Genomic DNA, 1,660 nt, shown 5'->3' with positions numbered 1-1,660 from the left:
GGGAAGAGTCCGGGGCGAGCGAAGCGACGGGGGAAGAGTCCGGGGCGAGCGAAGCGACGGGGGAAGAGTCCGGGGCGAGCGAAGCGACGGGGGATGGTTCGGTCATCAGCGACGCCCGCCGTATTTGGCCATCCACTGCGCGGCCTCGTCGGGAAGCGTGCCGAGGCTCTCGGCTTTCCTGCACCACTTCACCGCAGCGGACGCGAACCGCAGCGGGTTGTACACGTCTTCCTGGCGGCACCATTTCCCGTCGCCGGCGTAGGTCAGGATCGAGATGTTGGTGGCGCTGATGACGGTGCCGTCACCGGGATCGCGCATCGGGTTGTCGAGTTCGCAGATGATCCGGTCGGTGCCTTCGTCCACGACGTGCCACAGCGACGGGAACGACGTCATGTAGCTGCCGGGGAAGGACTCCATCGTCTTCCAGATCCACGGCCGGACCTCTTCCCGACCGCGCATCGTGCCAGCGGCGTGTTCGATGTAGAGGACGTCGCTGGTGTACTGGTCCACCCACGGATCCCAGTTCCTGGTCTGCGCAGCCCGGTCGACCGTCCGCTCGAACTCCGCGAACGCGTCGGCCAGCTCGTCCCGCGTGAAAGTGTTGCCGGTCACACGGAGAAATAGAACACGTTCTAGCTGCACTTGTCGAGGGTGGCTCAGGTCGCGCTGAGCACACGGCGCGCGCCGAGCGGCTCCTGCAGGGGCACGTCGAGGTCACCGAACAGCCCGATCGCGATGCAGGCCCGGCCGACGGCCTGCGGCAACGTCCCGGTGCGCAGATCGACGATCACCGCGTCGGGACTCTCCTGCACCGTCGCGGTCACGCCGTAGCACTCGGGGGTTCCCGTCGTGAAGTGCAGCCGGACCATCCGTTCGTCGGGCACCCGGCTCCACGACTGCGGACGGGTCGGATGGGCATCGACGACGGCCGGGTCGTCGACGAACATCGCCGCCATTGCGTCCGCGGGAGTCTCGGGGATCGGCACCGGTGCGAGAGGTTCGGCGGCCGCGGGCGCGGCCGATATCGCCGGTGCAGCCAGGATCAACGGAGCCACGAACAGTACGGCCGGTACACCCAGTACACGCATCCTTCACAGCCTAGCCACGGAGACCGCAGTACCGTGGGTTATCCACAGCGAGCGAGAAGGAGCACGCGTGAGCGACTACAAGCGAGCAGTACTGGCCGGCGGATGCTTCTGGGGCATGCAGGACCTGATCCGCAAGCAGCCCGGTGTGGTCTCCACCCGGGTGGGTTACACGGGCGGGCAGAACGACCATCCGACCTATCGCAACCATCCCGGCCACGCCGAGGCGATCGAGATCGTCTACGACCCCGCGCAGACCGACTACCGCGCGCTGCTGGAGTTCTTCTTCCAGATCCACGACCCGACGACGAAGAACCGGCAGGGCAACGACGTCGGCACCAGCTACCGGTCGGAAATCTTCTACGTCGACGACGAGCAGCGTCAGGTCGCGCTGGACACCATCGCCGACGTGGACGCGTCAGGCCTGTGGCCGGGCAAGGTCGTCACCGAAGTCAGTCCGGCACCGGACTTCTGGGAGGCCGAGCCGGAGCACCAGGACTACCTGGAGCGCTATCCCACCGGTTACACCTGCCACTTCCCGCGGCCGGGCTGGAAGCTGCCCAAACGCGCCGAAG

The 1,660-nt window shown here is 67.0% G+C and carries 3 protein-coding genes; 1 reads left to right on the top strand and 2 read right to left on the bottom strand.

Annotated features, from left to right (window positions below; all coding sequences use genetic code 11):
* Positions 1-105: 105 nt before the first annotated feature.
* Complete coding sequence (locus MVA01S_RS29775; RefSeq protein WP_003931348.1) at positions 106-612, bottom strand: nuclear transport factor 2 family protein; 507 nt, start codon at positions 610-612, stop codon at positions 106-108.
* Between the two features lie 44 nt (positions 613-656).
* The gene (locus tag MVA01S_RS29770; protein ID WP_003931349.1) at positions 657-1,088 is read right to left on the bottom strand and encodes a hypothetical protein; all 432 of its coding nucleotides are present in this window, start codon (positions 1,086-1,088) and stop codon (positions 657-659) included.
* A 67-nt stretch (positions 1,089-1,155) separates the two neighbouring features.
* Between MVA01S_RS29770 and msrA the strand changes: the two genes are divergently transcribed.
* Positions 1,156-1,660, top strand: a 505-nt coding sequence (gene msrA, locus MVA01S_RS29765) for a peptide-methionine (S)-S-oxide reductase MsrA (protein WP_060941837.1), incomplete at its 3' end; no start/stop codon positions are given.

This window comes from Mycolicibacterium vaccae NBRC 14118 = CIP 105934 (genome assembly GCF_001552715.1).
In the GTDB taxonomy this organism is placed as follows: Bacteria; Actinomycetota; Actinomycetes; order Mycobacteriales; family Mycobacteriaceae; genus Mycobacterium; species Mycobacterium vaccae.
This window is presented reverse-complemented; position numbering and strand designations above follow the sequence as displayed.

Excerpts from the sequence above, each read along its gene's own strand:
- MVA01S_RS29770 (WP_003931349.1), bottom strand. The coding sequence starts at position 1,088 with ATGCGTGTACTGGGTGTACCGGCCGTACTGTTCGTGGCTCCGTTGATC.